At 73.4% G+C, this 26,871-nt stretch carries 25 protein-coding genes; 15 read left to right on the top strand and 10 right to left on the bottom strand.

What is annotated here, in order from left to right; translation table 11 throughout:
• The first annotated feature begins 112 nt into the window (after positions 1-112).
• From ACZ404_RS07160 to ACZ404_RS07150, 3 genes are read left to right on the top strand one after another with little or no spacing between them, the layout of a single operon-like run.
• Positions 113-718, top strand: a complete 606-nt coding sequence (locus ACZ404_RS07160) for a toxin-antitoxin system, toxin component family protein (protein ID WP_468436737.1) — start codon at positions 113-115, stop codon at positions 716-718.
• Positions 715-1,944: an MAB_1171c family putative transporter gene (locus ACZ404_RS07155; protein WP_468436735.1), complete on the top strand. Its 1,230-nt coding sequence runs from the start codon at positions 715-717 to the stop codon at positions 1,942-1,944. Before ACZ404_RS07160 ends, ACZ404_RS07155 begins: the two co-directional genes overlap by 4 nt.
• Positions 1,937-3,325: an NAD(P)/FAD-dependent oxidoreductase gene (locus ACZ404_RS07150; protein ID WP_468436733.1), complete on the top strand. Its 1,389-nt coding sequence runs from the start codon at positions 1,937-1,939 to the stop codon at positions 3,323-3,325. The genes ACZ404_RS07155 and ACZ404_RS07150 overlap by 8 nt, the downstream gene beginning before the upstream one ends.
• A gap of 27 nt (positions 3,326-3,352) precedes the next feature.
• Here the strand turns inward: ACZ404_RS07150 and ACZ404_RS07145 are convergent, their stop codons facing one another.
• Entirely contained in the window at positions 3,353-4,216 is an 864-nt protein-coding gene (locus ACZ404_RS07145; RefSeq protein ID WP_468436731.1) for an SMP-30/gluconolactonase/LRE family protein, read from the bottom strand.
• A complete protein-coding gene (locus tag ACZ404_RS07140; RefSeq protein ID WP_468436729.1) occupies positions 4,213-4,986 on the bottom strand; it encodes an IclR family transcriptional regulator in 774 nt (257 codons plus the stop codon). The genes ACZ404_RS07145 and ACZ404_RS07140 overlap by 4 nt, the downstream gene beginning before the upstream one ends.
• Before the next feature lie 131 nt (positions 4,987-5,117).
• Between ACZ404_RS07140 and ACZ404_RS07135 the strand changes: the two genes are divergently transcribed.
• Positions 5,118-5,675 carry a hypothetical protein gene (locus ACZ404_RS07135; protein ID WP_468436727.1) on the top strand — a complete coding sequence of 186 codons (558 nt, stop codon included), beginning with the start codon at positions 5,118-5,120 and terminating at the stop codon, positions 5,673-5,675.
• Here the strand turns inward: ACZ404_RS07135 and ACZ404_RS07130 are convergent.
• A complete protein-coding gene (locus tag ACZ404_RS07130; RefSeq protein ID WP_468436726.1) occupies positions 5,672-6,514 on the bottom strand; it encodes an oxidoreductase in 843 nt (280 codons plus the stop codon). The genes ACZ404_RS07135 and ACZ404_RS07130 overlap by 4 nt on opposite strands.
• Before the next feature lie 114 nt (positions 6,515-6,628).
• Between ACZ404_RS07130 and ACZ404_RS07125 the strand changes: the two genes are divergently transcribed.
• The gene (locus ACZ404_RS07125) at positions 6,629-7,531 is read left to right on the top strand and encodes a LysR family transcriptional regulator (protein WP_468436725.1); all 903 of its coding nucleotides are present in this window, start codon (positions 6,629-6,631) and stop codon (positions 7,529-7,531) included.
• Here the strand turns inward: ACZ404_RS07125 and ACZ404_RS07120 are convergent.
• Positions 7,521-8,402: an ATP-grasp domain-containing protein gene (locus tag ACZ404_RS07120; protein WP_468436724.1), complete on the bottom strand. Its 882-nt coding sequence runs from the start codon at positions 8,400-8,402 to the stop codon at positions 7,521-7,523. The two genes, ACZ404_RS07125 and ACZ404_RS07120, sit on opposite strands and share 11 nt — an antisense overlap.
• Positions 8,403-8,571: 169 nt before the next feature.
• Between ACZ404_RS07120 and ACZ404_RS07115 the strand changes: the two genes are divergently transcribed.
• From ACZ404_RS07115 to ACZ404_RS07090, 6 genes are all read left to right on the top strand, one after another.
• Positions 8,572-9,645 (top strand): MerR family transcriptional regulator, encoded by a 1,074-nt coding sequence (locus tag ACZ404_RS07115; RefSeq protein WP_468436723.1) that lies wholly within the window; start codon positions 8,572-8,574, stop codon positions 9,643-9,645.
• A gap of 21 nt (positions 9,646-9,666) precedes the next feature.
• Complete coding sequence (locus ACZ404_RS07110; RefSeq protein WP_468436721.1) at positions 9,667-10,272, top strand: O-methyltransferase; 606 nt, start codon at positions 9,667-9,669, stop codon at positions 10,270-10,272.
• 39 nt (positions 10,273-10,311) lie between these two features.
• Positions 10,312-11,784, top strand: a complete 1,473-nt coding sequence (locus tag ACZ404_RS07105; RefSeq protein ID WP_468436719.1) for an acyl-CoA synthetase — start codon at positions 10,312-10,314, stop codon at positions 11,782-11,784.
• Positions 11,777-13,144, top strand: a complete 1,368-nt coding sequence (locus tag ACZ404_RS07100; protein ID WP_468436717.1) for a carboxyl transferase domain-containing protein — start codon at positions 11,777-11,779, stop codon at positions 13,142-13,144. The genes ACZ404_RS07105 and ACZ404_RS07100 overlap by 8 nt, the downstream gene beginning before the upstream one ends.
• Positions 13,145-13,217: 73 nt before the next feature.
• Positions 13,218-13,580: a CU044_2847 family protein gene (locus ACZ404_RS07095; RefSeq protein ID WP_468436715.1), complete on the top strand. Its 363-nt coding sequence runs from the start codon at positions 13,218-13,220 to the stop codon at positions 13,578-13,580.
• Between the two features lie 126 nt (positions 13,581-13,706).
• Complete coding sequence (locus ACZ404_RS07090; RefSeq protein WP_468436713.1) at positions 13,707-14,744, top strand: rod shape-determining protein; 1,038 nt, start codon at positions 13,707-13,709, stop codon at positions 14,742-14,744.
• A 24-nt stretch (positions 14,745-14,768) separates the two neighbouring features.
• On the opposite strand, the gene ACZ404_RS07085 is transcribed toward ACZ404_RS07090, so the two are convergent.
• Together ACZ404_RS07085 and ACZ404_RS07080 are read right to left on the bottom strand one after the other, a co-directional pair.
• A complete protein-coding gene (locus ACZ404_RS07085; RefSeq protein WP_468436711.1) occupies positions 14,769-15,713 on the bottom strand; it encodes an anti-sigma factor RsbA family regulatory protein in 945 nt (314 codons plus the stop codon).
• Positions 15,710-16,072, bottom strand: coding sequence for an STAS domain-containing protein (locus ACZ404_RS07080; RefSeq protein ID WP_468437182.1), 363 nt, complete (start codon positions 16,070-16,072; stop codon positions 15,710-15,712). Before ACZ404_RS07080 ends, ACZ404_RS07085 begins: the two co-directional genes overlap by 4 nt.
• Before the next feature lie 132 nt (positions 16,073-16,204).
• Here ACZ404_RS07080 and ACZ404_RS07075 point away from each other — a divergent pair, with 132 nt between their 5' ends.
• Positions 16,205-16,894, top strand: coding sequence for an ANTAR domain-containing protein (locus tag ACZ404_RS07075; RefSeq protein WP_468436709.1), 690 nt, complete (start codon positions 16,205-16,207; stop codon positions 16,892-16,894).
• Positions 16,895-17,194: 300 nt separating this feature from the next.
• Here ACZ404_RS07075 and ACZ404_RS07070 read toward each other — a convergent pair whose 3' ends face one another.
• Positions 17,195-18,526, bottom strand: coding sequence for a serine/threonine protein kinase (locus tag ACZ404_RS07070; protein WP_468436707.1), 1,332 nt, complete (start codon positions 18,524-18,526; stop codon positions 17,195-17,197).
• A 264-nt stretch (positions 18,527-18,790) separates the two neighbouring features.
• Between ACZ404_RS07070 and ACZ404_RS07065 the strand changes: the two genes are divergently transcribed.
• Together ACZ404_RS07065 and ACZ404_RS07060 are read left to right on the top strand one after the other, a co-directional pair.
• Positions 18,791-20,287, top strand: a complete 1,497-nt coding sequence (locus tag ACZ404_RS07065; protein ID WP_468436705.1) for an RICIN domain-containing protein — start codon at positions 18,791-18,793, stop codon at positions 20,285-20,287.
• A gap of 259 nt (positions 20,288-20,546) precedes the next feature.
• Entirely contained in the window at positions 20,547-21,914 is a 1,368-nt protein-coding gene (locus ACZ404_RS07060) for a hypothetical protein (RefSeq protein WP_468436703.1), read from the top strand.
• Here ACZ404_RS07060 and ACZ404_RS07055 read toward each other — a convergent pair.
• The 3 genes from ACZ404_RS07055 to ACZ404_RS07045 all read right to left on the bottom strand — a co-directional run bounded on the left by ACZ404_RS07055 (position 21,869) and on the right by ACZ404_RS07045 (position 26,015).
• Positions 21,869-22,744, bottom strand: a complete 876-nt coding sequence (locus ACZ404_RS07055; protein ID WP_468436701.1) for an MBL fold metallo-hydrolase — start codon at positions 22,742-22,744, stop codon at positions 21,869-21,871. The genes ACZ404_RS07060 and ACZ404_RS07055 overlap by 46 nt on opposite strands.
• 182 nt (positions 22,745-22,926) lie before the next feature.
• Positions 22,927-25,350, bottom strand: coding sequence for an FtsX-like permease family protein (locus tag ACZ404_RS07050; RefSeq protein WP_468436699.1), 2,424 nt, complete (start codon positions 25,348-25,350; stop codon positions 22,927-22,929).
• A complete protein-coding gene (locus ACZ404_RS07045; protein WP_468436697.1) occupies positions 25,347-26,015 on the bottom strand; it encodes an ABC transporter ATP-binding protein in 669 nt (222 codons plus the stop codon). Before ACZ404_RS07045 ends, ACZ404_RS07050 begins: the two co-directional genes overlap by 4 nt.
• 130 nt (positions 26,016-26,145) lie before the next feature.
• Here ACZ404_RS07045 and ACZ404_RS07040 point away from each other — a divergent pair, with 130 nt between their 5' ends.
• On the top strand, positions 26,146-26,802 hold the full coding sequence (locus ACZ404_RS07040; protein ID WP_468436695.1) for a TetR/AcrR family transcriptional regulator: 657 nt from the start codon (positions 26,146-26,148) through the stop codon (positions 26,800-26,802).
• Positions 26,803-26,871 lie beyond the last annotated feature (69 nt).

Raw genomic sequence — 26,871 nt, 5'->3', positions numbered from 1 at the left:
GGGATCCGGCGGTGGTTCCCGCTTGAACAAGACCGGCCGGATCACCTGACGCGGACACGTCGGGACGCGTACGCTCGGACCAGCCGCACACCGGCGGTGAGAAGGGGGACCGATGACCATCGCGGGCGCGCGAGAGCGGACGGCACGGCTGGCCGGACGGCTGCGTCGCCCCCGCCGCGGCTCGGCGATGCGCGCTCTGGCCGCCGACCTCGCCGCCGCCGTCCGCGCCCGTCCCGGGGCGCCGGAGGGCATCCGGGACCTGTGCCGGATGCTGTGCGAGGAGATGAGCGCCCGGCGGGCCGGCCGGCCGGTGCGGCTGCGCTTCGAGCGCTTCCCGGACGAGATCGAAGTGACCGGTCTGTGGGTGGAGTTCCAGGACTTCGACCTGGTCATCGTGGAGGAGCGGGCCGAGGCCGTGCAGCAGCTGGTCATCCTCGGGCACGAGTTGTGGCATCTGCACGCCGGGCACCGGCACCACCACCTGGCCGGTGCGGCGGCGGCCCGGGCGCTCGCGGACGAGCCCCGCTGGCGGGAGGCCGCGCTGACGGTGGCCGCGCGCAACGGCTCCCGGGAGGCGGACGAGGCCGAGGCCGACGACTTCGGGCACCGCCTCGCCACCCTGTTCCGGTCCTGCCTCACCGGCGACGACCCCGGCACGCCCCTCGACCCGGTCCAGCGCTCCCTCGGCTATCGCGGACGTGGAGGAGCCACGCGGTGACCCTGCTGGCGCTGAACCCCTCGGGTGTTCTCAGCGAGTTCTACATCTCCTTCTGGATCCCCACGGCGGTGCTCACCGCTGCCCTGGTGATCAAGCTGCCCACGATCATCCGGCTGTGGCGGGACCCGCTGCTGCGCGCGGTCGGCGGGCTGCTGCTGCTCGCCTGCGGGGTGTTCGTGTTCTGCACGCCGTCCACGATCGCCGCCGTCAACCGGCTCACCGGCGTGCCCAACATCTCGGCGCCCTGGTGCTACTCGCTGATCACCGCGTTCTGCGGGTCCTGTCTGCTGCTGATCATCACCTGGCGCAACGGCCTGTCCGACCGCTCGGCCGCCACCCGCCGCGCGATGCGCTGGGTGATCTCGGTGTACTCCGGGGTCGTCGCCCTGCTGTGGGTGCTGTTCCTGCTCGCCGACGCGCCCGTGGAGCGGCTGCGGGACCTGGACACGTACTACGCCACCACCCCGTTCATGCGCGAGGAGATCCTGCTCTACCTGGTCGCGCACGCCGTGGCCTGCCTGATCACCTCCCGTCTCATCTGGAACTGGGTGCGCACCGAGGGCCTGGACGCCTGGCTGCGCTGGGGTCTGAAGCTGCTGGGCGCGGGCTATGTGCTGAACCTGATCTTCGACGCGTCCAAGCTGGCCGCCGTGGTGGCGCGCTGGTGCGGGCGGAACATGGACTGGCTGAGCACCGACCTCGCGCCGCCGGTGGCTGCGCTGTCCGCCATCCTCATCGCGGTCGGCTTCATCCTGCCGCACGCCGGCCAGTACCTGCACGACCGCCGGCGGATCCGGCTCGCCCACCGTGAACTGCGGCCGCTGTACCTGCTGATGCGGTCGGTGAACGGAGAGGGCGTGCCGTTCGTGCTGCGGGCCACGCCGGAGCTGCGGCTGACCCGGCGCGAGACGTTCATCCGGGACGTGCTGCTGCCGCTCGCCCGGCACATCGACACCGGGCTGGGCAGGCGGTCGTACGACGCGGCGCTCGGCCTCGGGCATCCGCCCGAGCGGGCGCGGGCGCTGGCGGCCGCGGTGAGCATCCTCGACGCGATCGGGACCAGGAGCCGTACCCCCGAGCCGCCCGAGGCCGCCGCCGGGCCCGACACCACGGACCTGCTCCAGGAGATCGGGGCCGTCTCCCGGGCCCTGCGCCGTCCCGACGACATCGAGGCGGTACGCGCGCGTGCGGCCGCCCCAGCAGAGAGCGTTGCCGTACATGAGTGACAAGCCCACCGCCGTCGTGCTCGGCGGCTCCCTCGCCGGTCTGCTCACGGCCCGTGCGCTGGCCTCGACGGGCGCCCGGGTGACCGTCGTCGAGCGGGACGCGCTGCCCGCCGGGCCCGAGCCGCGCAGGGGCCTGCCGCAGGCCCGGCATGTGCACCAGCTGTGGTCGGGCGGGGCGCGGGCGCTGGAGGAGCTGCTGCCCGGGGCGATCGGGCGGCTGCGGGCGGCCGGGATCAGCCGGGTGCCGATGACCACCGACATGGTGGCGCTGTCGCCGCACGGCTGGTACCGGCGGTGGGCCGAGTCGGCGTTCATGCTGCCGGCCAGCCGGGACCTGCTGGACTGGGTGGTACGGCGCCTGGTGCTGGACGGCGGCGACATCGAGGTGGTGGAGCGGGCCGAGGCCGTCGGCCTCACGGGTACGGGCGCGGCGGTGACCGGGGTGCGGATCCGCGTCCACGACGACGCCGAGCGCACGCTGACGGCCGGGCTGGTCGTCGACGCGACGGGGCGCGGCTCCCGGGCCGCACGGTGGCTCGGCGACCTCGGGCTGCCCGCCGCCGAGCGGCGCGAGGTCGACTCCGGGCTGGCCTACGCGAGCCGGCTCTTCCGGGCGCCGGAGCAGGCGCGGGAGGGGTTCCCCGTCGTCAACATCGAGCCCGATCCTCGGGCGGGCGTCGGGCGCGGGGGCGTGCTGATGCCGGTGGAGGAGGGCAAGTGGATCGTGACGCTGTTCGGCGGCAGGGGCGACGAACTGCCCACCGACGGGCCCGAGTTCGCCCGGTACGCCCGTGAGCGGCTGCGGCACCCGCTCATCGGGGAGCTGCTGACGCACGCGGAGCCGCTCACCGAGGTGACGATCACGCGTACGACCGCCAACCGCCGGTACTTCTACGAGCGGATGCCGGCGTGGCCGGAGAACTTCGCGGTGCTCGGGGACGCGGTGTGCGCGCTGAACCCGGTGTACGGCCACGGGATGTCGGTGGCGGCACAATCGGCGCTTGCCGTGCGGGATGTGGTGGCCGGTCAGGGGTACGGCTGCGTCGGCCTGTCCGGTGCGATCCAGCGGGCGGTGGGCCGGACGGTCCGGGCGGCGTGGGACCTGGCGATCGGGGCGGACGTCTTCTACCCCGGCGCCACGGAGACCGGCCCCACCCTCCGGGACCGGGTCCTGTCCGCGTACGTCGGCCGGCTGCTGCGCACGGCGACGGGCAACGGCCGCATCGCCCGCCGGGTCACCGACGTGACGGCTCTGACCCGGGGGGCGGAGGCGCTGCTGGCCCCCAGCGTGCTGGTCGCTGCCGCGGTGGGGCCGCTGAAGCCGCCGCTCGCGGCTCCGCCGCTGACGTTGGAGGAGCGCAAGGCGGCGGGGGTGCTGTAGGGGGGCCTCGGCCGGCGGGGGTGCCGGTCAGCCTGTGAAGGCCGGTTGCGCCAGCCCCTTGCCCGCACCCGGGACCACCAGGAGTGAGCCCGAGAGCGGGTGGGGGGAGGAGAGGCCCGTGCGGGCCGTGGTGATGTAGAGGTCGGTCAGGTCGGGGCCGCCGAAGGCGCAGGCTGTCGTACGGGGGGCGGGCAGCGTGATGACGCGGTCCAGCTCACCGGCCGGCGTGTAGCGCCGCACCGCTCCGCCGTCCCACAGCGCCACCCACACGCATCCCTCGGCATCGACGGTGAGCCCGTCGGGGAAGCCCGCGCCCTCCTCGATCTCCGCCAGCGGACGCCGGTTGCGGACGGCCCCCGCGTCGTCGTCGGCGCAGTCGAAGACGTCGATGCGGCGGGTCGGGGTGTCGATGTAGTACATCAGGCGCCCGTCCGGGCTCCAGCCGGTGCCGTTGCTGACCGTGACGTCGGGCAGGACCGTGCGGACCTCGCCGTCCCCCGTCAGCCGGGCCAGCGTGCCGCCCCCCGCCGTCTCGTCGTACCGCATCGTGCCCGCCCACAGCGAGCCGTCGGGCGCGACGGCCGCGTCGTTGGCGCGGCGCCCGGCGACCGGCTCGTGGTGCAGCCAGCGGAAGGTGTCGTCGGGGTCCAGCAGCCCGACCCCGTCCCGCAGGTTCAGCACCAGCCCGCCGCCCGCCCGGGGCTTGACCGCGCCGACGTGCTGCTCGGTCGTACGGATCGTGCGACGCCCCGAGGAGGGGTCGTACGTGTGGATCCGCATGCCCAGGATGTCCAGCCAGATCAGCCGGCCTGCCGCCGGGTCCCAGGTCGGCCCCTCGCCGAGCGTCGCCCCGGCGGCCACGGCCACCTCGAACCCGGCCCCGGCACTCACACCCCGCTCCGGTGGCCCAGCCGCTCCGACAGCTCCGCCGCGCCCTTGACGACCAGCTGCTCCAGCTCGGCCCGCCGCTCGTCGCTCCAGCGGATCATCGGCACGGAGATGGACAGCGCGGCCACCACCTGCCCGGCCCGGTCGCGCACCGGGGCGGCCACGCAGGACACGTCCGGGTTGGACTCGCGGTTCTCCACCGCGATGCCCCGCTGCCGGATCTCCGCCAGGGCCTGGCGCAGCGCGGCGGGGTCGGTGATGCTGTTGGGCGTCATCCCGGCCAGCACGGCGCTGTCCGGGATGCGAGCCGCCAGTTCCTGCTCCGGCAGCGAGGCCAGCAGCATCTTGCCGACCGAGGTGCAGTGGGCCGGCAGCCGGCGGCCCGCGGCGGAGACCATGCGCACGGCGTGCGTGGAGTCGACCTTGGCGATGTAGATGACGTCGGTGCCCTCGAGGATGGCGACGTGGACCGTCTCGTCGCAGGTCTCGGCGACCGAGCGGGCCACCTGCTGGCCCTCGGCCGCGAGGTCGAGCTGCTCGGCGTACCGGCTGCCGAGCTGGTACGGGCGTACTCCCAGGCGGTACCGTCCGGGCTGGCCCGGTACGGGCACGATGTAGGCGCGTGCCGCGAGCGTGGTCACCAGCTCGTGCACGGTGGTGCGCGGCAGCTGGAGTTTGCGCACGATGTCGGGGGCGGAGAGTGTCCCGTCCCCGTCCAGGAACAGCTCAAGAATGTCGAGAGCTCGGGTCACGGCAGGCACGAGGCGTCCCACGTCCGGCCCCCTCCCTTGGGTTTCAGCGCCTGCGTTCGAGATATCAACAGACGATCGGCATGACGAACACAGGCTAGCCATGGACTGTTCCCCGGGGCAATGGTCGCGCAGGGCCCGGCACCATGGATGACATGCGACTCGACTTCCAGCTGGTGCTGCTGCGCCGTATGGCCGACCACAATCCGGACCTGGTCGAGGACGCCCGGCGCGAGCTGGGCGCGTCCCTCGCGGACATGCGGGAGGCGAACAAGCGCTGGCAGGCCATGGTCCGCTCGCCCCGGTCCCGGTCGGCGGCCGCCCGGTACCGCTCGGTGCTGGGCGAGCCCGAGTCGGTCGTGGCCCGGCGCCTCGGTGACGTCGACTGCGAGGCCCGCCGCTGGGCCCTGCCCCTCTGGCCGGACCTGCGCTTCGAGGTGCTGGTCTCGCCCGACGGCGCGGTGTGGAACGAGTGGCTCGTCCGCGCCCCGGGCGCCCCCTCCCCCGCTCTGCGCACCCTCGACGACCTCGCCCCGTGGTCCTGCACGGTCGACGAGGCCGCCCGCGCCTTCGCCCCGGCCCGCCCCCTGGAGGGCACGGCCCCGACCCGCTGGGGCCTCGCCTTCACGGCCCCCGACCGCGAGGGCGTGCGCCACCAGGTGGCGGCCGAGTTCACCTGGGGGCTGCTGCAGCGGACGGCGATCGTCGCCTAGCGGACGTCCTGGTCGCCGAAGCCGGTCGCCCGCGCCCGCTTCTCCCACGCGGTGACGTCCTCCCGCACCTGGTCGAGGTGGGCCAGCACCGCGCTCACGCCGTCGTCGCCGAGCGGCAGCCGCAGCGGGGTGTGCTCGGCGTCCAGCGCGGCGAGGATCACGGCCGCCGCCCTGGCCGGGTCACCGGGCTGGGTGCCGTCGCCGCCGGAGACGGCACCGCGGGTCTCGCCCACCTTGGCGTACACCCCGCTGTCGGCGCTGGCGCCGGCCCGGCCGGCGCCGAACAGCGAGGTCCGGAAGGCGCCCGGCTCCACGATCAGCACCTTGATGCCGAACTCCGCCACCTCGTCCGCGAGCGCTTCGGAGATGCCCTCCAGCGCGAACTTCGTCGCGCTGTACGCCCCGAAGCCGGCGAAGGACATCTGCCCGCCCATGCTGCTCATCTGCACGATCGCGCCGGAGCGCCGCTCCCGCATGTGCGGCAGCACGGCCCGCACGAGCGCCGTCGGCCCGAAGACATGCAGGTCGAACAGGTCCCGCAGCTCCTCGTCGGTGGTCTCCTCGACGGCGCCGACATGGGTGCGGCCGGCGTTGTTGACCAGCACGTCGATCCGGCCGTGCCGGGCCACGACATCCCGAACGGCCTCCTGGACGGCGACCCTGTCGGTCACGTCCAGGCGCAGCGCCTCCACCTGGTCGGGGTGGGCGGACACCAGGTCGTCCAGCGCCTCGGGGCGCCGGGCCGCGCCGACCACCACGTCACCGGCGGCGACGGCCGCCTCGGTGACCGCCCGCCCGAAGCCGCTGCTCGCCCCGGTCACCAGCCATACCTTGTTCATCGCGACTCCCCGTGCCTCTCGTGCGTCCCGTTCTCCGTGACCGCTCCTTGACGGCCACCAGCCTGCCGCCGCGTCCCGTTGCCCGTCCAAGACCCGCGGTGATAACCAACGGCTATGACCATCGACGTCCACGCCCGCGACCTGCGCTACTTCGTCGCGGTCGCCGAGGAACTGCACTTCACGCGGGCGGCCGAGAGGCTGTACGTGTCCCAGCCCGCGCTGAGCAAGCAGATCCGGGCGCTGGAGCGGCAGTTGGGGGCCGAACTGTTCCGGCGCGACCGGCACCGGGTGGCGCTGACGGCGGCCGGCGAGGCGCTGCTGCCGCATGCCCGGACGGTACTGGCGGCCTGGGAGGCGGGCGCGGCGGCGGTGGAGGCGGCCAAGGCGGCCCAGCGCAGCACGCTCGTGGTGGGCATGAGCACCAGTCCGGGCCGGGGCGGGCTGCTGCCGGCCGTCCGCTCCCGCTTCACCGCCGCGCACCCCGACGTCACGGTCCGGCTGCGCCAGATGAGCTGGGACGATCCGACGGCGGGCCTGGCGGACGGCGGGACGGACGTCGCCTTCGTGTGGCTGCCGCTGCCCGACGAGGAGCGCTACGCCTGGACCGTGGTCGCCGAGGAGCCGCGGCTGGTCGCCCTGCCCGAGGCGCACCCGCTGGCCGCCCGCGCCGAGATCGGCTTCGCGGAGCTGCTGGACGAGCCGTTCCTGGCGCTGCCCGGGAGCGCGGGCGTGCTGCGCGACCACTGGCTGGCCCTGGACGCCCGGGCCGGCCGGCCGCCCCGGATCGGCGCGGAGGTCGCCGGCGCGGAGGAGACGTACGAGGCACTGGTCGCGGGTCTCGGGGTCTGTCTGGTCGCGGCGGGCAACGCTCCGCTGATCAGCCTGGGCGGGGTCGTCACCCGCCCGGTCAGCGGCATCGGCCCCAGCCGGTACGCGCTGGCCTGGCGCCGTGCGGACGGACGCCGGCCGCTGGTCCGGGCGTACGCGCGGGCGTGCCGGGAGACGGTCAGCCGGTGACGTCCCCGGCCGCCGCCAGGATCGCCTCCGTCACGCGGGGCACGGAGTCGGGGTGGAGGAACAGGAACAGGTTGGGTTCGACCAGTTCCAGCTCCATCAGGCGGGGTTCGCCCTCCGCCCCGTCGACCAGGTCCACGCGCGCGTACAGCAGGCCGGGGGCGCCGGGTATGGCCGCCAACGCCTTTTCCGCCACGGCGAGTTCGGCGTCCGTGGGCTGCCAGGGCTCCAGGTCGGGGTGGGCGACCTTGTCGGCGTCGTAGGGAGTGCCGTGGGCCAGGACGGCGCCCTTGCGGCTGGCGTGCAGCAGGCGGCCGCCGAAGAACTGCAGGGCGCGCTCGCCGCTGACGTCGATGCCCGCGACGTACGGCTGCACCATCGCGGTGAAGCCCTCCGCGTGCATGCGCGCGAGGTGCCGTACGGCCGTGTCGTGGTCGGCGGGCGTGTAGCGGGCGGCGAACCGGGCGCCCGCGCCGGAGGTCGGCTTGATCACGTACTCGTGGTCCGTGGGGAGGCCGGCCGGGTCGCCGGGGGCGAGGTAGCGGGTGGGGACGGTGGGCACACCGGCCTCGGCCAGCTCGCCCAGGTAGCGCTTGTCGCTGTTCCAGCGCACCACGGCGGCCGGGTTGACGAGGCGGGTCAGCGCGGAGACCCGCTCGACCCACGCCCCGAACTCCGCCGCGCGCCAGCTGTAGTCCCAGGTCGAGCGGATGACGACGAGGTCGTAGCCGCCCCAGTCCGCCTCCGGGTCGTCCCAGTGCCGGGCCTCCGCCTCGGCACCGGCCCCGGTCAGCGCGCGCACCAGCACCGGCAGGTCCCTGTCCTTGCTCGGCGCGGCTCCGGGGTCGTAGGTGGCGAGGGCGATACGGGGCACGGCGGGTTCCTGTCGTACGGCGGTTCGGTCGCGGCGGATCGGCCGGCTGTGAGGCTAACAAGCGCCGAAGGAACCGGGACAGCCCGTTTGACCTTCACCTTCGGGGAAGCCCCAGCATCGGTGGCGGAAGCGACGAGGAACGCGAGGTCGGCGTGGAGCTGAGGTACGCATGGAACTGCTGACGATCGGCGCCTTCGCCAGGGCGAGCCGGCTGTCCCCGAAGGCACTGCGGCTGTACGACGAGCTGAAGCTGCTGCGGCCCGCGAGGGTCGACCCGGGCTCCGGCTACCGGTACTACGCCGTCGAGCAGCTCCGGCAGGCCCGGCTCGTGGCCTGGCTGCGCCGGCTGGGCATGCCGCTGGCCGAGATCCGCGCGGTGTGCGCCCTGGATGCGGCGGGCTCCGCCCGGGAGATCCGGGCGTACTGGGCGCGCGTCGAGGCCGAGACGGCCGTACGGCGGGATCTGGCCGCGTTCCTCGTCGACCAGCTGACCGGAGAGTCGAGAAGGGACCACACCACCATGCTGGAACTGCGTTATGCCGCCCACACCGACCGTGGGCAGGTCCGCCCCGCCAACCAGGACGCCGTGTACGCGGGCCGCAGGCTGCTCGCCGTCGCCGACGGGTTCGGCCCGGCGGGCGCCCCGGCGAGCAGCGCCGCCGTCGAGGCGCTGAAGTTCCTGGACGAGCAGGAGGAACTTGGCGCGGGCAGCGTGCTGAACCTCCTGGAGGACGCCGTGCGCGGCGCCGGCGAGGCGATCCGGGACCTGGCGGCGGGCAACGGCAAGGACATCGGCACCACGCTGACCGCCCTGCTGTGGACGGGGTCCAAGCTGGCGCTCGTCCACATCGGCGACTCGCGGGCGTATCTGCTGCGCGACGGGGAGCTGTTCCGGATCACCCACGACCACAGCGTCGTGCAGTCCCTGATCGACGAGGGGCGGCTCGCGCCGGAGGAGGCGGAGTCGCATCCGCAGGCCACGCTGCTGATGAAGGCCCTGACCGGGGACGCGGCCCCGGTGCCGGACCTGCGGCTGCAGGAGGCCCGGGCCGGCGACCGGTATCTGCTGTGCTCGGACGGGCTGACCAGGGTGGTGCCGGACGAGCGGATCGCGGAGCTGCTCGCCGCCGCGCCGGACCCCGAGGGCGGTGTGCGGGTGCTGGTGGGCGAGGCCAACTCCGCGGGCGGTCCCGACAATGTGAGCTGTGTCGTGGCCGACGTGGTTTCGCCCACGCAGCCGTGACCGATCGGTCAGAGTGGGCACATGGCGATGGACGGCACCGGTGCTTACGAGGAGCTGGGGGAACTGCCGGGGCTCGTGCGGGACGCCCTGGCCAGGGCCCGTGCGGACGGCTTCCCCCACTCCTGCCGGCCCGAACAGGGGCGTCTGCTGCGCGTGTTGGCGGGTGGGGCCCGGCTGCGGATCGGGGAGACCGGGACCGGGCTCGGGGTCGGGCTGGCCTGGCTGGCCTCGGGGGCCGGGGCGGGGGTCGAGCTGTACAGCGTGGAGCGTGATCCCGAGCGGGCCCGGCGCGCCGCCGAGGTCTTCGCCGGGCGCCCGGAGGTCACCGTGCTCACCGGGGACTGGCGGCGGATCGAGGAGTACGGCCCCTTCGACCTGCTCGTGCTCGACGGCGGCGGGCAGGGCAAGGTGCCCGGGGACGTGCCCGCCGACGTGGAGAAGCTGCTGGTGCCCGGCGGGACGGTCGTCGTGGACGACTTCACGCCGGCGACGACCTGGCCGCCGCTGCACGACGGAGTCCCCGACCTCGCCCGGCTGCACTGGCTGGAGCATCCCGCCCTGCGCGCCACCGAACTGCGGCTCGCGCCCGGCCTGAGCGCGGTCGTCGGGACGCGGCTCCTGGTGTAGGAAGGGTGCTGACGTCCCCGAGCCCAAGGAGTGCGCCGCGTGTCCTCCCTCTTCCCCGCCCTGGTGAACGGCCCGCGCGAGCGCAGCGAGACGGCGGTGAAGGTCGCCCTGCGGTTCGGCGAACGGTCGTTGACGTACGGCGAGCTCGCGGGCGCGGCCGGTGCCGTCGCCGCGCGGGTCGGCGGTGCCGGCCGGGTCGCCGTGTGGGCCACGCCGGAGCTGGAGACGGCCGTCGCGGTGACGGGCGTGCTGCTCGCCGGGGTGGCCGCGGTGCCGCTGAACCCGAAGTCGGGCGAGAAGGAGCTGGCGCACATCGTCTCCGACAGCGCGCCGGGTGCCGTACTCGCCGCGCCCGGGGCGGAACTCCCGTCAGCCCTCGGTCACTTGGAGCGCATCGACGTCGACGCCTGTGCCGCCCCGGGGGCCGTACCCGAGGAGAGGGCAGCCGACGGCGACCCCGCGCTGATCGTCTACACCTCCGGCACCACCGGCCCGCCCAAGGGTGCCGTCATCCCGCGCCGGGCCCTCGCCGCGACCCTGGACGCGCTGGCCGACGCCTGGCAGTGGACCGGGGACGACGTGCTGGTGCACGGGCTGCCCCTGTTCCATGTGCACGGGCTCGTGCTGGGCATCCTGGGTCCGCTGCGGCGCGGCGGCTCGGTGCGGCACCTGGGAAGGTTCGGCACCGAGGGCGTGGCGCGGGAGCTGAACTCCGGCGCGACCATGCTGTTCGGGGTGCCGACGATGTACCACCGCATCGCCGAGGCCCTGCCGGACGACCCGGAGCTGGCGAAGGCGCTGGGCCGGGCACGGCTGCTGGTGTCCGGGTCGGCCGCGCTGCCGGTGCACGACCACGAGCGGATCGCGGCGGCCACCGGGCGGCGGGTGATCGAGCGGTACGGCATGACCGAGACGCTCATGAACACAAGCGTGCGCGCCGACGGCGAGGCCCGGGCCGGGACCGTCGGGGTGCCGCTGCCGGGCGTGGAGCTGCGGCTGGTGGAGGAGGACGGCACGGAGATCACCGCGTACGACGGGGAGCGCGTCGGCGAGATCCAGGTGCGTGGCCCGAACCTGTTCACCGCGTACCTGAACCGGCCCGACGCCACGGCCGCCGCGTTCACCGCCGACGGCTGGTTCCGCACCGGCGACATGGCGGTGCGGGAGCCCGACGGGTACGTCCGGATCGTCGGGCGCAGGGCCACCGACCTGATCAAGAGCGGCGGTTACAAGATCGGCGCCGGTGAGATCGAGAACGCGCTGCTGGAGCACCCCGGGGTGCGCGAGGCCGCCGTCACCGGGGAGCCGGACCCGGACCTGGGTGAGCGGATCGTGGCGTGGATCGTCCCGGCGGATCCGCAGGCGCCGCCCGGGGCCGAGGAACTGGCCGACCACGTGGCCCGGCGGCTCGCCCCGCACAAGCGGCCACGTGTCGTCCGCCACCTGGACGCCCTGCCCCGCAACGACATGGGGAAGATCATGAAGCGGGCTCTGGCGGCCACGGATGCCTGAGCGGCTGTCGGCACGGCAGATGCTCGCCCGGCTGGCGGACGACGGCACCTGGGCCGAAGTCCCCGGCCACCTGCGGGAGTCCACCCCCGATGGTCCGCTCGGCTGGGACGGTTACGACGCCTCGCGCGCCCGTGCCGCCGAGCGCACCGGCGAGGAGGAGTCCGTCGTCTGCGGCACCGCCCGGGTCGGCGGCACCGCGGCCGTGCTGATCGCCTTCGAGTTCGGCTTTCTCGGCGGCTCCGTGGGCGAGCGCACCGGCGACCGGCTGGAGTCGGCGTACACGTACGCGCGCGAACACCGGCTCCCGGTCGTGCCGTTGATCGCCACGGGTGGCAGCCGCATGCAGGAGGGAATGGTCGCGCTGACGCAACTCCAGCGGGTGGCCCGCCAGTCGGCGCTCACCCGCGAGGCGGGCCTGGCCCAGGTGGCCGTCCTGCGGGATCCGACGACCGGGGGCGGCTGGGCCACCCTGGGCGCGGGAGCCGATGTGATCCTGGCGCTGCCCGGCGCCCAGGTGGGCTTCGCGGGGTCCCGGGTCCGGCCCCCGGACGCGGATCCGGCCGCCTACACAGCCGAGGCCCAGGTGGCGGCGGGCTCGGTGGATGCCGTGGTGGCGCCGGAGGAGCTGCGGGAGACGCTGGGGCTGTGGCTGGGTCTGCTCACCCGCCCGGCCGCACAGGCCCCTGTGCCACCCGCCCTCGGCAGCGCCGCGCCTCCCGGCACCGGCTGGGAGGCCGTGATGCGCGCCCGCTCCCCCGAACGCCCCCGCGCGCTGGCGTACGTGGACGCGTACTTCAGCCGTCGGGTCTCGATCTACGGCGACCGCTGCGGCGGCACGGATCCCGACGGCGTCCTGTGCGGCTTCGGCGAGCGGGACGGCCGTACGGTGGCGTTCGCGGCGCAGACCGGTGCCGCGACCCGGCCCGCGGGCTACCGCACCGCGGCGCGGCTGATCCGGCTCGCGGACCGCCTCGGGATACCGGTGCTGACGCTGGTGGACACGCCGGGCGCCGCCAATGACGCCGAGGCGGAGCGGCAGGGCGCCGGGGCCGCCATCGCCGAGGTGTTCGGCGCCGTGGCCTCCGCCCGCGTCCCGGTCACCACGCTCGTCATCGGCGAGGGCGGCTCCGGCGGCGCCCTCGCCCTGGCCGCACCCGGCAACACCTGGGTGACGCCGGACAGCTACTTCTCGGTGATCGCCCCCGAACTGGCCGCGGCCATCCTCAAGCGACCACCGACCGAGACCGAGCCGACCGCCGGCCAACTGCGCCTGAGACCGCAGGACCTGGTGGAGCTGGGGGTGGTCCGGGGCATCGTCGGGTCCGCGGAGTCGGGCGGTGCGGCGGGCCGGGCGGGTTGAGGCAGACACCGCGGGGCCCACTGCCCCACAATGGGGTCGGTTGTGGATCAAGGAATTGGGGGCGGACGGCGTCATGAGCAGGCTGGTGGAGTTCACGACCGAGGACGGCGCGGTGGTGGTCGTGGAGACCGCCGACGGTCCGGCCGGGAACCAGCTCGTCTCGCGGGGTGAGGGTCCGTCGGCGCAGACCGCCCGTACCTTCGCGACCTTCGAGGGTGCCCTGGACGGGGTGCGTGCGGCGGCCCAGTCGGCGCTGCGGGTCTTCCGGGACGGCTCACTGCGGCCCGACTCCGTGGAACTGGAGTTCGGGGTGAAGCTGAGCGCGGAAGCCGGCGCGGTCATCGCCAAGGGCGCGGCCGAGGGACAGCTGACGGTCCGGCTCGGCTGGGCGTCGGCAGGTACGGATCAGGGGCCGGAGTCCAGCACCGGGGCCTGAGACACGCCGGGGAGTCCCCCGGGCGGGGGCCCCTGGAAGGCGCGTGCGGGGGCGGGGCCGCAGGATCGGGTGTGGGCCGTCGGATCGGGCGGCCGTGCCAGGCCTGCGCACTCGGGAGGACCCGCCGTGACCGTCAGTCTCGACCAGCTGCGCCGCTGCCATTTCGCCGTCGATCTGGGTGCGGCCCGTACCCGGGTGTATGTGAAGGGCGTCGGACTCGTCGTCGACCAGCCGTCCGTCGCCGCCGTGAACATCCGGACCGGCTCGCTGATAGCCGTCGGCGAGTTCGCCGAGCAGATGACGGGGCGGACGCCGAGCTACATCCGGGTGGTGCGGCCGGTCTCGGGGGGTACGGTCGTCGACATCGAGATGGCGCAGCGCATGCTGCGGCATCTGCTCGGCGACCGGATGCGCCGCACGCTGCGCCGCAAGCCCCGGCTGCGGGCGGCGGCCTGCACCCCGCACGACGCCGATCCGCTGGCCCAGCGGGCGACCATCGAGACGCTGGTCGGGCTGGGGGCGCGCCGGGTGGAGCTGGTCGACACGCTGATCGCGGCCGCCGTGGGCTGCGGGCTGCCGGTGGAGCGGCCGGAGGCCACCATGATCATGGTGTGCGGGGCGGCGGCCACGCAGGTAGCGGTGCTCTCGCTCGGGTCCATCGTCACCGCCGAGCGGATCCCGGTGGGCGGGGAGGCCGTGGACCGGGCGATCGTGCAGCACCTGCGGCGCGAGCACGCGCTGATGCTGCCCAGCCAGTCGGTACGGCCGCTGCACGTGGCCCTGTCCGAGAGCGGACTGTCCCCGCACGGACCGGCCTCCACCGAGATCCACGGGCGGGACGTGGCCACCGGGCTCAGCCGCAGCGTGCGCGTCGACACCGCCGCCGTGCGCGACGCCATCCAGACCCCGCTCACGGCCGTCCTGGACGGCATCGGCAAGGTGCTGCGGGAGTGCCCGCCCGACCTGGTGGCCGACCTCGTCGACCGCGGCATCATGATGGTCGGCGGCTCCGCGCTGCTGCCGGGTCTCGACCAGATGCTGCGCCAGGCGACCGGCATCCCGGTGCACATCGCGGAACGCCCCGACGTGTGCGCCGTCCAGGGCCTCGGGGACATGCTGGAGGGCCGGATCGAGCCGCTGGTCCTGAACCCGCTGGCCGCCTGAGCACGGCCGCCGGGCCGGCGTCCGTCAGCGGGCCACGTAGCTGCGGATCGTCGTCCCGGCCTCCCCGGTGTGCACCCGCACCAGGTCGGAGACGAGGTTGACCAGGAGCAGGCCGCGGCCGCCGCGCTGGTCGCGGGAGGCGGGGCGGCGGCCCGCCAGCGGGTCGGTCAGCCGGCCCTTGTCACGGACCTCGCACAGCACGTACCCGCCCTCGGCCCACACCGTGACCGCGCCCGTGCCGCCGCCGTGCACCACGCTGTTGGTGGTCAGCTCGGCGGTGATCAGGGTGAGGTCCTCCAGGCGCAGCCCGGCGAGGCCGAGCCGGGCGCCGTGCCCGGTGACGAGATGCCGGACGGCGGAGAGCGAGTCGTCGTCGAAGGTGGCGGTGAGGACCCCGGGGCCGGACTCGGGCGCGGGCGGCAGCGGCTCGTTGTAGCGGGCGACGACGTCCTCTGGGGCGTACGCCTCGCTCGGCCGGTGCGCGGTGGTGCCGGCCGGGATGACGACCGGGTGGGTGGCGTGGGCATCGGCGAGGGAGCGGGCGTCCAGGCGCGAGGTGTCGTAGGGGCAGAGGATGGTCACCTCGCGGCCCTGGAACGCCGCGTTGATCAGCGCCTCGTGCTGGGCGCAGGCCGGGTACTCCACCGGGGTGCGGCCCGCCCAGACCGGCTCGCCGATGATGTGGGCGCGCCGGCCGGGCGGCTGGGCGTCGGCGAAGGCGCGCAGCACGCCGGGGATGATGCGGCCGGGGTTGCGTCCCGCTTCCCGCATGTCCAGCAGGCGTACGGCGGCGGCGTCGGCGCCCAGCGCGTCCTCGATGAGCCGGAGGTTCTCGCCGGGGACGGCGACCGCGACCGGGTCGCCGGCGGCGAGGGCGGCGCGGACGAAGGGCACGGTGCCCGCCAGGTACTGCTCCTGGTCGGCGTAGAAGAGGGCGGGGTGCACGAAGGGTTCGGCGCTCGCGGTCATGACGCCGCCACCTCGATCGCGGGGAGCCCCGGCCACAGCAGGTCCAGGACGCGCGGCAGAGTGGGCGGCGGCCGGTCCAGCACGAGCCGGCGGTGGTCGCCGAACCGCCGGGCGGCGTCCGCGAGTGCGCCCGCGCCCGCGACGTCGACGAAGGTCAGTGCGGAAAGCTCCAAGTAATACACGTCCTCGCCCTCGCGAACCGCCTGCTCCAGCACGCGCCGCCAGATGTCGCGCGTGGGCAGGCTCACCTCGCCCGCCGCCCGGACTCCGGTCCGCCCGGTGAGCGGGGACACCTCGAGCCGCGGCACCGCGGGCACCCATGCGGCAGCGGCCTTCGGGGGCCGCGTCGGCTCCGGCACGCTCACGCCGTCTCCCTGCTGCACATGAACACAGGTGCCCAGTATGCGCCTTCCGTGTTCCGCATGGGGTGTAGGGAGGTGGGCCCGGGGCAGGCGAGGGGCGAGCCGGCAGGACCGAGGCAGGGGGGAGACATGACCTGGACGGCACCGACGCCGCCCGGCGGGCGGCTGGACGCGCTGGTCGTCGGCGGCCGGACGGAGGACGGCCACGCCTTCCTCGACGCGCGCGGCGAGCTGGTGCACGGCTGCGCCGACACACTGACCGCGGCCCTGGCCGCCCTCCCGCAGGGCGTCGGGCGGATCCGCCTCGACGTGAGCGGCGTGTCGTTCATGGACACGGCGGGGCTGGAGTTCCTGGACGTGCTCAGCCGCTACGGCCTGCTGCACGGTGTGCCGGTGTCCGTCACGGGCTGGCAGGGGCAGCCGCGCCGGATCCTGGAACTCGCGGGCCTGGACACCACCGATCCGCTGCGCAACGCACTGCTCGACGACTCCCCCGCCCGCACCGCCTCCGTGGTGGCCCTGGAGCGGGCCGAGCAACTCCACGTGCTCCGGGTGGAGATCGAGCAGCTCCGGCACGCCATCGACTCCCGTCCCGTGATCGACCAGGCGCGCGGCATCCTGATGGCCGCGCACGGCTGCACGCCGGACCAGGCCTGGGAGATCCTGCGGGAGGCCTCCCAACGGTCCAACACCAAGCTGCGCCAGGTGGCGGCCGCGGTCACCGCGACCACGGCCCCCGGCGCCCCCGCCCCACCCGAGCAACTGCGCACGGCCCTGCGAGCGGCGGTGACCCGGCACGCACCGGCCGCCCCGGGGTGAGGGATGCGCGCCGCGCGCATCCCCGGGCTCGACGGCTGGTCAGTACGGCAGGATGCGTCCCGACGGTGTCCGGCGGTCGATCTCCTGGTCGCGTGGGGCAGGTGGCCGACGGCTGATCCGTACCCGAATCCGACGGTCCATGACGACCTCCTCCTGCCGGCACCGCCCGGTGGCGGCAATCCCCGTAGGAGGTCCGTGCCCCGGACAAGGCATGTCCAAGCCAAGTACGGGACAAGTCGTGACGTGGCAGCAGCTGTTGGCGAAACGGCTTGACGGACCCGGCCGGACTGTCCCGACCCGTTACCGGCCGGTCAGAAAGCGGCCCAGCACGGGGTCGAGATGGGCGATCCACTCGGCCAGCCGGGCCGGGCGGCGGGCGTTCAACTCACAGTCGTAGAGGCTGCCGTCCCACAGCCGGACCGTCACCGTCAGCCGGTTGCCGCGCGGTGTCCGCACCACGCCGGCGATCTCCGCCCACTCGAAGTCGGCGGCGGCACCGTGGAGTTCGAGGATCACCCCGGTCGCGTTGACGACGACGCGTGCCTCCCGGTCGGCGAGCACCACCTCGGGCGGCCCCAGGGGGATGGGCGGGCCGAACCCGTAGGGGCCCTGCGGCGGGGTCGCGGGAGGCGGCGGCATCTGCTGCCCGGCCGCGAGGTGCTGGGGCGTAGAGGGCCCTGCCGGGAAGGGCTGGGGCGTAGAGGGCGCCGCCGGAAAGGGCTGGGGCGTAGAGGGCCCCGCCGCGAGGTGCTGGGGCGCAGCGGGCCCCGCCGGGAAGGGCCGAGGTGTCGGTGGGGTGTACGGGGAGGGCGCCGGGGACACGGCGACCGTCGCGGGATACGCCGGCCGGGGCGACTCGGGCTCTCCCGTGATCCGGTCCAGGAGCTGGGTGGGCGTCGGCCGGGCCGCGGGATCCTTCGCCAGGCAGGCCGAGACCAGGTCCACCAGCCCGGCGGGTACGGCGGCCAGGTCCGGCGGTTCGTGCACGGAGCGGTACATCAGCCCCATGGGCGTGCCCTCGCCCCAGGCGCTGCCGCCGGCCGCGGCGACCAGGACGGCACCGAGGGCGAACACGTCGGCGGCGCCGCTGACATCGTGCCCGAGGGCCTGTTCGGGGGCGAGGAAGCCGGGCGTGCCGAAGGCGGTGCCGGTGGCGGTGAGACGGGTGGACTCGACGGCCCGGGCGATGCCGAAGTCGAGGACCCGGGGCCCGTCCTCGGCCATGATGATGTTGCCGGGCTTGAGGTCGCGGTGCACCAGGCCGCGCGCGTGGATGGACTCCAGCGCCTCGGCGAGGGCGGCGGCCAGGGCCCGCAGTTGCGCCTCGTCCATCGGGCCGTCGGCGGCGAGCCGGGCCGCGAGGGTCGGCCCGGGGATGTAGGCGGTCGCCAGCCACAGCGTGTCGCCGTCGACGTCGGCGTCGACCACGGACGCGGTGTGGAAGCCGCCGACCGTGCGGGCCGCCTCGACCTCGCTGCGGAACCGCTCCCGGAAGACCGGGTCCGCCGCCAGCTCCGGCTTGGCCACCTTCAGCGCGACCGCGCGGCCGCCCCGCGTCCGGGCGAGGAACACGGTCCCCATCCCGCCCTCACCGAGCTTCCGCTCGACGAGGTACCCCCCTATCCGTTCCATGCGCACAGTATGGCGGCCGGTCCGCCCCTCACCGCCCCCCGAGGTACCGCCTCCACGCACCCGCTGTTCGGAAATCCCTGTGTTTCGTCACCAACAAACAAAATCAATCGTAACTATTGACAGTCCAACAGGCCCGAAGCTCTGATTTCCCCGGAACTACACAGAACCTTCTGCACGTTCGCCGCCTTTGCCCGTTGTTCCGCGCTCTCCTCCTCGCGGCGACGCCCACCACGTCATGTCAGGACCTCGAAGGAGAGGCAGAGCATGTCGCATCGCACACCCCACCGCCGATCACCGGGCGGCCGCCTGCGGGCCGCCGTCGCCGCGTTCCTCACCGTGCTCGCGGGCCTGGCGGCGGCGCTGCTGCCCGCCGCGTCCGCCCATGCCGCCGGCGTCTCGTTCACCCTGGGCGCCACGAGGACCGACCAGAACGGCAACACGCTGCAGTTGCACGGCCTGGGCATCGTCAAGGTCGGCAGCACCTGGTACGGCTTCGGCGAGGACAAGACCGGGGAGACCTCGTCCGACACGTCGTTCCAGGACATCCCCTGCTACACCTCCACCGACCTCTCCTCCTGGACGTACCGGGGAGTGGCCCTGGCCAAGCAGGCGAGCGGCGACCTGGGGCCGAGCCGGGTCGTGGAGCGGCCGAAGGTCATCCACAACGCGTCGACCGGCACGTACGTGATGTACATGCACATCGACAGCACCAACTACGGCGACGCGAGGGTCGGCGTGGCGACCAGCAGCACCCCCTGCGGGCCGTACAGCTACCGGGGCAGCTTCCGCCCGATGGGCAATCTGAGCCGTGACATCGGCCTGTTCCAGGACACCGACGGCACCGGTTACCTGCTGAGCGAGGACCGCAACCACGGCCTGCAGATCTACAGGCTCTCCGCCGACTACCTCTCCGTGGAGAGCAGCGTGGCCCTGCTGGGCAGCAGCGGCTCGGCCAGCTACGAGGCGCCCGCCATGGTGAAGATCAACGGCGTCTACTACCTGCTCGCCTCGCACCTGACGGGCTGGAGCACCAACGACAACGTCTACACCACCGCCACGTCGCTGAGCGGGCCGTGGGCGCCGATGCGCAACTTCGCGGCGCCGGGCACCCACACGTACAACAGCCAGACGGCGAACATCATCACCGTGCAGGGCAGCTCCGGCACCGCCTACCTCTACGCCGGTGACCGGTGGAACACCAGCGACCTCGGCAACTCCCAGCTCATCTGGCTGCCGTTGACCATCCGCGGCACCGTGGTCAACCTCGGTCAGTACCCGACCTGGTCGCTCGACCCCGCGGCCGGCACCTGGACTGCCGACTCGGGCGTGCCGACGAACGCGGTGCACACGCTGACGAACGGGGGCAGCTCGATGGTGATGGACGTGGCGAGCGGCTCCACGGCCGACGGCGCCAGGATCATCCAGTGGCAGTCCAACGGCGGCGACAACCAGAAGTGGACGCTGAAGCGGGTGGCGGACAACGTCTACACGCTCGTCAGCGTGAAGAGCGGGCTGTGCCTGGACGTCCCGGACCAGTCCACCGCGGAGAACGTCCAGCTCCAGCAGTGGACCTGCAACGGCGGGACGAACCAGCAGTTCGCCGCCGACCTCGTCGGCAGCCTCACCGGCACCAAGTTCATGCTCGTCAATGTGAAGAGCGGGCTGAACATCGGCGTGAGCTCCTCCTCCACCACCGCCGGCGCCGCCGTCGTCCAGCTGACCGGCACGGGCGCCACCAGCCAGCAGTGGACGATGTCCTGACGGAACAGTCCCACGGCAGGACAGGGGGTCGGGAGCCGGCGGAGCCGAAGCTGCCTGGTCGTCGGGTGACGGCGGTCCGCGGCGGGTCGTTGCTCGGCCGAGCCTGTCGGAGGGTGCACGGGGCCTGGCCCGACGTCTCGACTCTGCACGCCTCGGCGCCGGACCCGTACGATGCTTGCGAACCTTCGCAGGCGTCGGGACACAACCCGCCCTGGGGAGCGGTCTCCTGGCGTTGAGTCAGCGGAGAGGAGCGCCGTGGGTGGGCGAGCACGCAACCGATGATCCACGGCTCGTCTTCGCGGCGGAGCTGACCCGGCTGCGCCGCCGACTGCCGGACGTGTCGGACGAGGCCCTGGCCCGGCGGGCCGGCGCGGTGGTGCTGCCGTCCGGACGCCGGGTCGCCGTCAACGCGCGCCGACTGGGCGAATGGACCAGTGGTCGGTCGGTACCCCGCCAGTTCGAGGCCGTGATGGCCTTGGTGCGCGCCATCGAGCAGGCGGCCGGGGGCGCCGCGGCCGACCGGACCACGGTGGCGCGCTGGCAAGGCCTGTGGCGCGCCGCACGTGAGCACCGGAGCGGCCGCTCCGCCACCGGATCACCGGAGCGGACCACCGTACCGCCGGACCGGAAGCGAGGGCCGATCGTCATCGGCCGTCCGCCGAGCGACGCCGCCGCGCTGCGACGACGCGACGAGGTCGCCGGACGCATGGACGAGTACCTCGCGGACGATTCCGTACGGCGGGTTCTGCTCACCGGTGCGGGCGGCGTCGGCAAGTCGCAGCTGGCCGCGGCGGCGTTCCACCGTGCCGAGCGGCGAACCGAACTTCTGCTCTGGGCACCCGCCGACCGCCGTGAGTCCATTGTGGACGGTTACGCCCGCGCCTGGCGCGCGCTCTCGCGGGCCGCCGTCACCGGTGACGGCGCAGACCCCGCCGCCGATCCCGGCAGCGACGACGAGACGCAGTCCGACCTGTTCCTCGCATGGCTGCGGTCGACCGGGACGTCCTGGCTCGTGGTGCTCGACGACGTGGACGACCTCGGAGAAGTAGCCGGGCTGTGGCCGGTGGGCGAGGCCGGCCGGACCGTCGTCACGACGCGTCGGCGGGATGCCACGCTGCTGCGCCCGGATGTCCGGGTGATCCCGGTCGGCGTGTTCACTGCCGAGGAGGCCACCGGGTACCTGGCCGACCGGCTGTCGCTGGTTCCGGACTTCGCCGGGACACACGGGCTTGCGGAGCACCGTCCGGAGGACCTGGCCGCCCTCGCGGCGGTGCTCGGGCGCTTTCCGCTCGCCCTCTCCCAGGCGGCGGCCTTCCTCATCGACTCCGGCATGGACCTGCCCTCCTATCTGGGCCTGCTGACCGACGAGCGGGAGAGCCTCGCCGGTCTGTGCCGCCGTGCTCGTCGGCTCCTGTCCTTGCGTCCCGACTGCGTCCCGACACCGCTCGGAAAAGGAGTTGGAACTTCGCGCAGCGGATTGCCCAGTGCGCATCACAGCTGGACCGACACGCCAGGCAGTTCGACCTCATCCGGGGGCGAACTCGCCCGGTTCCGCACCGCGTGGCCCACCCGAGGGAGTTCTCAGGCCGCGGCAAGTCTCCACCCGTTGCGGGCGCTGTGCAGGTAGCCGCCCCGCGGGAGGTGGCTCGGAAGGAACAGCGTGTCGGTGTCGGCGTACTGCTGGAGGATCCGCGTACGGGTGGCGGCGGATTGGTGGGGGTCGGTGCACATCGCTGCGGAGACGTCAGGACGGCGCAGCTGGAGGGGATGGTGGATCAGATCGGCGGCAAGTACGGCGCGTTGTCCCTGACTGATGATTTCGACCAGGACATGGCCAGGGGTGTGCCCGGGTGCCGGGACGAGCCTGACCTCGTGGTCGATGCGGGTGTCTGGATCACACGTTTCCAGCTGTCGCTCGGCTCGGAGCGGCAGCACGCTGTCGACGATGTGGGTGGGCGGTCTGATGCCGTACGCGTGGGCGAGTTCTTCCCGGGTGATCAGGTAGCGGGCCAAGGGAAACGTGGGGCGCAACCGCCCGTCCGCGAAGGTGGTGTTCCAGCCGACGTGGTCGTGGTGCAGGTGGGTGTTGATCACTGTGTCCACGTGCTGCGGGCTGATCCCCGCCGCACTCAGGGCGGAGAGCCAGCGGGAGGTGAACCCGGCCCTGGGGCGGGGCCGGTCGGGCTTGGCTCCGCCGAGGCAGGTGTCGACGAGGATGACGCGTCCTGCTCCGAGGATGGCGAATCCCTGGGAGGCCATGCGCAGATGGGTGCGGGACGGGTCGCTGTAGGTGTCTCCGTGAGCGGTGAGCAGGTCTCGCAGTTCTCCGGGGTCCAGCTGCGGGTAGGTGGCGCGGGCAGGCAGTGCCGGGCCGACCGCTTCCACCAGGGGAACGATGGTACGGGCGCCCACCTGAACGGGGGCGGGCTGGGAAGAGGGCGGGACGATGGTGGGCATGGGTCTCCGTAGTGCACAGGGATGTCGCGGGTGAGTGGGTCAGCGGGCGTGGGGGTTGAGGCTGTTCAGGGCGGGGAGGCCGTTGACGGCGAAGTGGATGGTCGCCATGACGAGGGCGAGGCCGACGAGAATCAGCAGGATTGCGCGGGTACGGCTCACGGTTCAGCTCCTTCGCTGGGGGTTCACACAGTGCTGAGGGCTTGGCGGACGGTTGCGCGGGAGGCGCGTCGGGCTGCCGCGGTGCCGGCCACGGCGGCACCGGCGAGGGTGAACAGGGTCCACAGGGCGAGCGCCGGCAGGGAGAAGTCGTAGGGCAGGTCCTGCCGGAAGGCCTGGTTGCCGATGAAGTTCCCGAACACCCGGGTCAGGGGCAGGGTCGCGGCTGTCGCGAACACCAGGCTGAGTGCGGCTGTCAAGACGCCTTCGGTGAGGACGACGGTGCGGATCGCTGAGCCGGTGGCGCCGAGTGTGCGCAGGACGCCGAACTCGCGGGTACGTTCCAGGACGCTGGTGCTCAGGGCCGAGGCGAGGCCCAGCAGCCCGACGAAGCCCATGAGGATCGCGAGGGCGATCAGGGTGTCGGCCAGGACCAGGACATGTCCGTCCAGGGCCACCCGCAGCGTGTCCAGGGTGGTGGCCTGCTGGACGCCCATCCCCGCCCGGGCCAGAGTGCGCTCGAGCCGTTCCAGGACGGACTGGCGGGTCGCCGCGTCGTGGCGGCCGGTGACGATGCGCAGCATCTCCGCCTGCCCCGGCCTGCCGGTGACGGCCGCGTAGTCCCGGTCGGTGAGATAGGCCGTGCCCAGGGTGCCGAAGTCGGAGACGACTCCCACCACCCGGCGGGTGACGGGACGTCCGGCGACGGTGAGAGTGATGCTGTCGCCGACGCCGATGCCCGGGGCCTGCTGGCTGGGGACCAGATTGTTCAGCACCACGGCGCCGGTGTCGTCGGGCCGCAGCCAGCGGCCGGCCATGAGCGGCAGGCGCATCATGTGGGTGTCGGCGGACGGTGCCATGACCGTGAGGCTGTCGTGGCCCTCGTCGGGATAGACATGGGCGACGTCCACGCGTCCGGGGTGGTGCACGGTGGTAGCGGTCCGGCCCCAGCCCTCGGCGTCCCGCACGCCGGGGGTGGAGCGGGCGAGTGCGGTGAGACGGTCGGCGGGGTAGGACCTGTCGAAGCGGATCTCCAGGTCGTACCTGCGTTGCCTGATCCCCTGGCCGACCAGGGAGTTCCAGCCGCCCGCGGTGTTCAGGCCGGTGAGGAACATCGCACCGGCGACGGCGAGCAGTCCGACGCTGAGCGCCAGGCGCCCGCGGCGCCGGAACGTGTTGCGCAGGGCCATCATCCGGATGCGGCCGAGGCCGCGTAGACGCGTCAGGACCCATTCGAGACGGCCGCCGGGACCAGCGAGATCGGCTCCGTGGTCGTCGATGGCCTGGCGTACGGTGATGCGGCTGCCCCGCACCAACGGCACCAGGGCCACCAGCAGTGGCACGCCGATCCCCGCCGCCAGGGCGACCGCGTAAACCCAGCCGGGAGGGGACGCGTCGGCGATGTCGAGGTTGAGCCGTCGCGCTGCCTGCCCGGCCAGGACACGCCCGAGGGCAAGGCCCGGTGCGAAGGCGAGCGCGGTGGCGGTAAGCGCGATGGCGGCCGCCTGGGTCAGGTACATCCTCAGGATCTGGCCGGTGCGGGCGCCCACCGCCTTCATGGCCCCGATCTGGCTGATCTGGGCGGTCAGCATGCCGCCCAGCATGGTGGCCACCAGGACGGACGACAGCAGCAGCGCCATCAGGCCGAACGCCAGCATCACGAACCCGACCATGACCATCTGCCCCTGATGGGGGTGGCGTCCCGGTGGCGGGATGTCGATGCCGCTGACGGGGTGGCCCTGGGCTTTCAGCCCGGCGGCGACGCGCTGGGCGGTGCGGTCGATGACGGAGGGGTCGGCGGTGGCGGTGGAGTGGTCACCCACGACGATGCGCACCTGGTCGAGCGTCCCGGGGAGGCCGAGTGCGGGCAGGGCCGCAGTGGGCGCGTAGCCGTAAGCGGTCTGCTCCTGTCCGGCCGGCGCGACGCCACCGTCGTGCACGGCCCCTGCCACGGTCATGACAGCAGGCACCCCACCGGCCGCCTGGACGACCACCTGCTCACCGGTGTGCACACCGAGGAAGTCCAGCGCGGTGCGTTCCAGCAGCACAGCGCGCCGGGGTGGGGGCCAACTCCCCTCCTCCACTGCGACCTTGTTGATCCGCTGCGGATCGGCCGGGGAGCTGACGAAGAGCACCAGGACGCGCCAGGGCCCGTCGCCGACCCTGATCCGCGCCTCCACGGTGGCGCGGGCGGCGGCGTCCAGGACGCCCGGCTGGGCTCGTACGGCGGCGAGGGCAGCCTCGTCGACACCGCCGGGGACATGCAGAGTCGCCGAAGCCGGATGCGTGTCCGCGTAGTTTCGGGTGATCTCCCGGCCGATGACGGCTCGCGCCGACAGGAACGCGATCACCGTGAGCACGCTGACCGCGATGGCGATCGTCATCATGACGATCCTGGCGCGCGTGGCCCACAGGTCGCGGGCGAGTTTCCGCAGCCGCAGGAGTGTCATGACAGCACGTCCTCTCGGGCTTCCCCGGTCGCGACGTCGCTGCTGATCAGGCCGTCGACCAGAGTGATCTGGCGGGTGGTGTGTCGGGAGACGTCGCGCTCGTGGGTGACCATCAGCACCGTCCGGCCGTCCGCCGCCAGCCCCGCGAAGAGGTCCAGCACGCCGTCGGAGGTAGCTGAGTCGAGGTTGCCCGTCGGCTCGTCGGCCAGCAGCACCGGCGGCTCGTTCGCCAGGGCCCGGGCGATCGCGGCGCGCTGCTGCTGTCCGCCCGAGAGCGCGGAGGGCAGCTTGCCGGCCTGGTCCCGGATGCCCACCCGCCCCAGCAACTCCAGTGCCCGAGCGCGACGCTGCCGCGTGGGGAAGGTGTCGCACAGATCCATCGGCAGCATCACGTTCTCGGCCACCGTCAGGGTGGGCAGCAGCTGGAAGAACTGGAACACCAGGCCGATCGCCGTGCCGCGCCAGGCGGCCATTCGTGAGCCCTTCAGCTCGTGGACAGCCGTTCCGCCGATGACGATCTCCCCGGCGCTGGGGCGATCGATCCCCGCCAGAAGGTTCAGCAGCGTCGTCTTGCCGCTGCCGGACCGGCCGACCACGGCGACGAACTCACCCGCGGCGACGTCCAGGTCGATGCCACCGAGCGCGGTGACATCGCCTGAGGGCATCGGATAGGTCTTGACGAGTCCCCGAGCGGCGATCGTCGGATCGCCTGTCTTGCTTTTCCTCATGCTCATACGTGGCACCGGCCCTGCTGGACGTTAGTCTGTTTCTGGACATCAGTTCACTAAGAAGTGAATGTCCACGAGCAGAGGCTGGACAAGAAGCAATCCGCGGCCGGTCGTCCGGAACCGAACAAGATCGGCCCGAGGTGTTCAGAAGGGCGAGGTGACAGTGGTCACAGTGCCGGACCGCAGGGTCCGCCGTACTCGGCAGGCGTTGCGGAACGCCTTGCTCGACCTCATGGCCGAGAAGGGGTACGAAGCGGTCACGATCCAGGACATCATCGACCGCGCGGACATAGGCCGCTCCACCTTCTACAACCACTACGTGAACAAGGACGACTTGCTGACGGACGGCTTCGCCGATCTGCGGACGCTGGTCGGGCGCCCCACGGACGGGAGCAGGGGAGCACACCATGAGCCGCTGCGCTTCAGCCTGCCGTTCCTGCGCCACATCCAGGAGCAACAGGATCTGGCACGAGCAGTCTTCACCGAAAGCAGTCTGCGTCCCGTGCTCAAGCACATCGAGGAGCTTCTTCTCGATGTCGTCCGCGGCGACCTGCCGGCGAACACCGGCAGGGGCGTTCCCGCAGAAGCCCTCGCCCGTTTCATCGTCGCCGCCCATATGGCCCTCGTCGCATGGTGGCTCGCCCAGAGCCCGCAGAGCACGCCGGAGGAGGTCGACGAGATCTTCCGGACCCTGACCCAGCCCAGCGTCGACGCCACCGGCTGAACGTGCTGGGGCCGGGTCGGTCAGGACAAGCACTCCTCAGCCATCAGGACGGCGGCCGTCGACGCACGC

It is taken from the genome of Streptomyces sp. NPDC030798 (genome assembly GCF_055572275.1).
The sequence above is the reverse complement of the archived record's forward strand: the minus strand, read 5'-3'. Positions and strand labels throughout refer to the sequence as shown.

Excerpts from the sequence above, each read along its gene's own strand:
- ACZ404_RS07085 (WP_468436711.1), bottom strand. The coding sequence starts at position 15,713 with ATGACCGCGAGCGCCGAACCCTTCGTGCACCCCGCCCTCTTCTACGCC.
- ACZ404_RS07110 (WP_468436721.1), top strand. The coding sequence starts at position 9,667 with ATGGCGATGGACGGCACCGGTGCTTACGAGGAGCTGGGGGAACTGCCG.
- ACZ404_RS07050 (WP_468436699.1), bottom strand. The coding sequence starts at position 25,350 with ATGACACTCCTGCGGCTGCGGAAACTCGCCCGCGACCTGTGGGCCACG.
- ACZ404_RS07095 (WP_468436715.1), top strand. The coding sequence starts at position 13,218 with ATGAGCAGGCTGGTGGAGTTCACGACCGAGGACGGCGCGGTGGTGGTC.
- ACZ404_RS07160 (WP_468436737.1), top strand. The coding sequence starts at position 113 with ATGACCATCGCGGGCGCGCGAGAGCGGACGGCACGGCTGGCCGGACGG.
- ACZ404_RS07065 (WP_468436705.1), top strand. The coding sequence starts at position 18,791 with ATGTCGCATCGCACACCCCACCGCCGATCACCGGGCGGCCGCCTGCGG.
- ACZ404_RS07045 (WP_468436697.1), bottom strand. The coding sequence starts at position 26,015 with ATGCCCTCAGGCGATGTCACCGCGCTCGGTGGCATCGACCTGGACGTC.
- ACZ404_RS07070 (WP_468436707.1), bottom strand. The coding sequence starts at position 18,526 with ATGGAACGGATAGGGGGGTACCTCGTCGAGCGGAAGCTCGGTGAGGGC.
- ACZ404_RS07100 (WP_468436717.1), top strand. The coding sequence starts at position 11,777 with ATGCCTGAGCGGCTGTCGGCACGGCAGATGCTCGCCCGGCTGGCGGAC.
- ACZ404_RS07115 (WP_468436723.1), top strand. The coding sequence starts at position 8,572 with ATGGAACTGCTGACGATCGGCGCCTTCGCCAGGGCGAGCCGGCTGTCC.
- ACZ404_RS07135 (WP_468436727.1), top strand. The coding sequence starts at position 5,118 with ATGCGACTCGACTTCCAGCTGGTGCTGCTGCGCCGTATGGCCGACCAC.
- ACZ404_RS07125 (WP_468436725.1), top strand. The coding sequence starts at position 6,629 with ATGACCATCGACGTCCACGCCCGCGACCTGCGCTACTTCGTCGCGGTC.
- ACZ404_RS07130 (WP_468436726.1), bottom strand. The coding sequence starts at position 6,514 with ATGAACAAGGTATGGCTGGTGACCGGGGCGAGCAGCGGCTTCGGGCGG.
- ACZ404_RS07150 (WP_468436733.1), top strand. The coding sequence starts at position 1,937 with ATGAGTGACAAGCCCACCGCCGTCGTGCTCGGCGGCTCCCTCGCCGGT.
- ACZ404_RS07075 (WP_468436709.1), top strand. The coding sequence starts at position 16,205 with ATGACCTGGACGGCACCGACGCCGCCCGGCGGGCGGCTGGACGCGCTG.
- ACZ404_RS07055 (WP_468436701.1), bottom strand. The coding sequence starts at position 22,744 with ATGCCCACCATCGTCCCGCCCTCTTCCCAGCCCGCCCCCGTTCAGGTG.
- ACZ404_RS07040 (WP_468436695.1), top strand. The coding sequence starts at position 26,146 with ATGTCCACGAGCAGAGGCTGGACAAGAAGCAATCCGCGGCCGGTCGTC.